Genomic DNA, 4,572 nt, shown 5'->3' on the forward strand with positions numbered 1-4,572 from the left:
GCTCCCCCGCGCCCCCCGCGCGGGGCGGCCGCGCCGCGGCCCCCCCCCCCCCCCCCCGGAGGGTGTCAGGCCTGGGGCGGGACCCGTGAGGGGCGGCCCCGGCCCCGGGTGAGGGAGTAGCCGAAGATGCCGGCGAGGGCGCCCAGGAGCCCGCCCGCCGCGGTCCACACCCAGCGGTCGGACCACCGGCCGCCGGACCAGCCGTCGGCCGGCTCGCCGACGGCCGCCGGCTTCTTGGCCGAACTCCCCGCGCCCGCCTGCGCGGTCCGGCCGATGCCGGGGACGAGCGGCGCCGCCAGGGCGCCGTCCACCGCGAAGGCGCCGCCCGTGTCCCGGGTGGCGGCCTCGACCTCGGCGTGGACCGGAAGACCGAGGTCCTCCTCGGCGACGCCGACGACCGTCAGACGGACGTAGTAGCTGCCGGGCAGCGGGTCGTTGGCCCACGGCTCCGCACCCGGGCGCACGGTGCGCAGGGTGCAGGACAGCTCGACCGAGGCGGCCTCCTTGGCCGCCGCGGCCTGCTGCGTGCCGTACGTGCAGGCCTGGCGGCGGCGCAGCCCGTCGTAGACGTCCAGCTGCCAGGTCGAGGCGCCGTGCCGGTTCGCCGCCGGGGGCAGTTTCACCGTGGCCCTGACCGTGGCCCGCTGTCCGGAGTCCAGCGGGACCACCCAGTAGAGGTAGTCGCCGGTGGACGCGTCGGCCGTGGCCCGCTGGCCCGGCCGGATGGGGGTGGCGGTGCGGAAGGCGGTGCCGGCTTCGCTCGGCCCGGAGGCCTTGGCGCCCGGGCTCGCACTCGCGCTCGCCGACGGGGTGTCCGCCGCGGCCGCGCCGGCCATGCCGAGCACGCCGCCTACGGCGAGGGCGGCAGCGGTCAGTATGCGTACGGTACGCATCAGTTCGTCCTCCAGACGGAGATACGCCAGCGGGAGATCCAGCCCCACAGCAGGCCGGCGACGAGGCCGGCGAGCACCAGCACGCCGAGCAGCCACCAGCCGCGGCCGAGACCGAACGACGCCGCGTCGGCGGCGTGGTCGGGCCCGTCGACCACGTCGATGGTCAGTTCGACGGGCAGACCCGGCGTGGTCTTGACCGAGGCGGGCGCCGAGAAGGAGTTGCTGACCTGCAGGCAGACCGTCTCCGCGGCCGGCTTGCCGTCCCCGTCCGTCTCGTCGTCGACCTCGGCCTTCGGGTAGCGCAGCCCGGTCGAGAGCATGTCGGTGCGTCCGTCACCCGCTTCCGAGCCGCGGACGATCTCCCGGCCGTGCACGGTCGTCGCGCGCAGCATGACGCCGTAGTCGTTGTTGACCGCGCGGTCGGCGGCGATGCTCACCGAAGCGCGCAGCTCCTGGCCGGGCTTGACGTCCACCCGGTACCAGCGGTGCTCGCCGAAGGTCTCACGGTCCGTGTACAGACCCGCGCCGAGCTGCGGGGCGCCCTGGCACTGCTTGGCGCCCTCGGTCGCCACCGGGGTGAGGACCGGGGTCGCCGCCCGGTCCACCAGCTGCTTGACGCGGCCGGAGAGTTCGGCGGTGTGCTGCACCGAGGTGTACGTGCCGCCGGTGGCCTCGGCGATGCAGATCAGCTGGTTGCGCGTCTTGGCGTCGGGGACGAGCCCGAGCGTGTCGATGACGAGGTGGATGCCCTGGGCCGCGATGTCCCGCGCCACCTCGCACGGGTCGAGCGGGGCACAGGTGTCCTCGCCGTCGGTGATGAGCACGATCCGCCGGGTGGCGTCACCGCCCTTGAGGTCCTCGGCCGCACCCAGCAGGGCCGGCCCGATCGGCGTCCAGCCGGTCGGGGCCAGCGTGGCCACCGCCGTCTTCGCCTCGGTCCGGTCGAGCTTGCCGACCGGGTAGAGCTGCTTGGTGTCCTTGCAGCCCTGCTGCCGGTCGTCACCGGGATAGGTGGCCCCGAGGGTCCGTATCCCGAGCTGCACCTCGTCCGGCGTGGCGTCCAGCACCTCGTTGAACGCCTGCTTCGCCGCGGCCATGCGGGACTTGCCGTCGATGTCGGTCGCCCGCATCGAGCCGCTGACGTCGAGGACCAGCTCGACCTTGGGGGACTCCTTCGCCACCGGTTCGCCGGCGACGGCATTCGCCGGGAACAGCCCGACCGCCAGAGTGGCCAACAGGCCACAGGCCCCGGCCGCCACCCATTTTCTTGTGATCATCGCCGGATCGTATTGAGGATCCACCGCCAAACCAAAACGCTCCCCGGGACGGGGGGTTCGGTACCGCCGCCGGTTATTGGAAATGAAAACGCTTTCCGATAACGTCCGGGGTGTGGTGCCGGCGGTCTCCGCGGCCCGTCCGTGCCACACCCATGCCCGCACGCGCGACGACGGTCGGAAAGGAAGTCCCGTGGGACATCTGCTGGTGATCGAGAGCTGGGTGGGGTCGATGAGCAGACTGCTGCCCCGCGCGATCCACGACGGGGGACACACGTTCACGTTCCTCACCCGCGACCTGCACCACTACCTGCGCTCCGCCCCGTCCGACGGGCAGCCGCACCCGCTGCTCGCGGCCCGCAACATCCTCACGGCGGACACCAACGACACGGCCGCACTGGCGGCCCACGCCGAGCGGCTGCACCGGGTGCTCGCCTTCGACGGCGTCGTCTCCTCCTGCGACTACCACCTGCCCGCCGCCGCCCGCGTCGCGCAGCGCCTCGCCCTGCCCGGACCCGCCCCGGAGGCCGTCGAGTCCGCCTGCCGCAAGGACCTCACCCGCCGGGTACTGGCCGCGGCCGGGGTGCCGGGGCCGCGCTTCGCGGTGTGCGCCGACCCCGCGGAGGCGGCAGCGGCCGCACGGGACCTCGGGTACCCCCTCGTCGTCAAGCCCGTGGACCTGTGTGCCGGCATGCTGGTCCGCCGCGTCGACGACGAGCGCGAACTGGCCTCGGCCTGCCGCGAGCTGGCCGCCTTCCCGGTCAACGCGCGCGGCCGGGAACGCCATCCCGCCATCCTCCTCGAAGAGTTCCTCACCGGTCCCGAAGTCAGCGTGGAGACCGTCTCCTCCGGGGGCGCCCCGCAGGTCGCGGGCATCACCGACAAGAGCATCGGCGGCGCACCCTCCTTCGTCGAGACCGGCCACATGTTCCCGGCCGCCCTCGGCCCGGACCAGACCCGGGCCGCCGCCGGCACGGCCGTGGCCGCGGTGCAGGCGCTCGGCCTGGACCACGTGGTCTGCCACACCGAGGTCAAACTGACCCCCGCCGGACCCCGGCTCGTCGAGGTGAACCCGCGCCCGGCCGGCAACCGCATCACCGAACTCGTCCGCCACGTCACCGGAGTCGACCTCGCCGCAGCCTGCGTCGACGTCGCCCTCGGCCGGGTGCCCGACCTCACCGTCCGCCCGACCGGCGTGCACAGCGCCGCCATCGCCTTCCTGCTGCCCGACGGGGCCGCCCTGCCGCGGCCGGGTGCCGGCGCCACCCTCACCGGCATCGGCGGGGCCGACGCCGTCCGGAGCGATCCGCGGGTCCTGGAGCTCACCCTGGCCGCGCCCGGCCGCGCCGTCCGCGCGGCCACCAGCAACAACGAGTACCTCGGCCACGTCATGACCGCCGACCCCGAGGGCGCCGGCGCACGGGAGACGGCCGAGCGGCTGATCGCGCGGCTGCGCCCCGGCTACGCCGAGCCCGGGGCGGTGCCCGCATGACCGCCGCCGCTCCCCGCGCCCGCCCCGCACCCCACCGCGCGCTGCCCGCACCCCCGGCCCGCCCCGCCCCTGCCGTGCCGGACGTCGCCGCCCTCGTCGCACAGGTCCGGTCCGGTGCGTACGGCGCCGACCCGGCACACGCACGCGTCTCGGTCGCCTTCACCACCGCCCAGGCCGTCCGGCACCCCGACCGGTCCGGCGGATACCGCAACGAGGTGCTCAGCCTGCGGCTCGGCGCGGCCGTCGGATCCTGCGCGGTCGAACCCCGCACCCTGCCCTCCGCGGCCCTCGACGACTGTGTCGGGGCGAGCGTCGCCGAGCTGCTGGAACACCCCCTCCTCCCGGTACGGATCGCCGCGCTCGACGCCTACCTGATGCACGTGCGCCCGCACACCGCCGAGCACGGGGCCCGCCCCCGCGCCCTGCCGGCGGGAGACTCGCTGCACCGGTCCCGGGCGCGGGCCCGCGCCGTCGCCGACCTGCTGCCCGGGGCCGGGCTGCGCAGGGTCCTCGTCGTCGGCGTCGTCAACTCCCTGCTGGAGGAGCTGCGCGCCCGCGGGATCGGGTACGTCCCCTGCGACCTCAAGGGCGGTACCACCGAGTGGGGCGAGCCGGTCCGCACGGACGCCCGGGCCGAGCTGGGACGGTGCGACGCGGTCCTCGCCTCCGGGATGACCCTCGGCAACGGCTCCTTCCAGCCGCTGCTCGACCACGCCGCCCGGACCGGCACGCCGCTCGTCATGTTCGCCCAGACCGGAAGCGCCGTCCTGCCGCGCTTCCTCGGCGCCGGGGTGAGCGCCGTGTCCGCCGAGCCGTACCCCTTCTTCTGGCTCGACGGCGGCCCCGGAACCATCCACCACTACGGAGGCCCCCGGTGACCCTGGCCCCGATCCTGCCGCGGCCGGTCCCGGCC

4 protein-coding genes are annotated in these 4,572 nt (G+C 75.3%); 2 read left to right on the top strand and 2 right to left on the bottom strand.

The features are described from left to right. Positions 1-65: 65 nt before the first annotated feature. The gene (locus ACFXA3_RS30610; RefSeq protein WP_385191902.1) at positions 66-893 is read right to left on the bottom strand and encodes a hypothetical protein; all 828 of its coding nucleotides are present in this window, start codon (positions 891-893) and stop codon (positions 66-68) included. Then, positions 893-2,170, bottom strand: a complete 1,278-nt coding sequence (locus ACFXA3_RS30615; protein ID WP_385191905.1) for a VWA domain-containing protein — start codon at positions 2,168-2,170, stop codon at positions 893-895. Before ACFXA3_RS30615 ends, ACFXA3_RS30610 begins: the two co-directional genes overlap by 1 nt. Before the next feature lie 190 nt (positions 2,171-2,360). Here ACFXA3_RS30615 and ACFXA3_RS30620 point away from each other — a divergent pair, with 190 nt between their 5' ends. Both ACFXA3_RS30620 and ACFXA3_RS30625 read left to right on the top strand, forming a co-directional pair. Then, positions 2,361-3,659 (top strand): ATP-grasp domain-containing protein, encoded by a 1,299-nt coding sequence (locus tag ACFXA3_RS30620; protein ID WP_385191908.1) that lies wholly within the window; start codon positions 2,361-2,363, stop codon positions 3,657-3,659. Continuing rightward, positions 3,656-4,537: a Rossmann-like domain-containing protein gene (locus tag ACFXA3_RS30625; RefSeq protein WP_385191911.1), complete on the top strand. Its 882-nt coding sequence runs from the start codon at positions 3,656-3,658 to the stop codon at positions 4,535-4,537. Before ACFXA3_RS30620 ends, ACFXA3_RS30625 begins: the two co-directional genes overlap by 4 nt. Positions 4,538-4,572 lie beyond the last annotated feature (35 nt).

This window comes from Streptomyces sp. NPDC059456, from assembly GCF_042750055.1.
Lineage (GTDB): Bacteria > Actinomycetota > Actinomycetes > Streptomycetales > Streptomycetaceae > Streptomyces.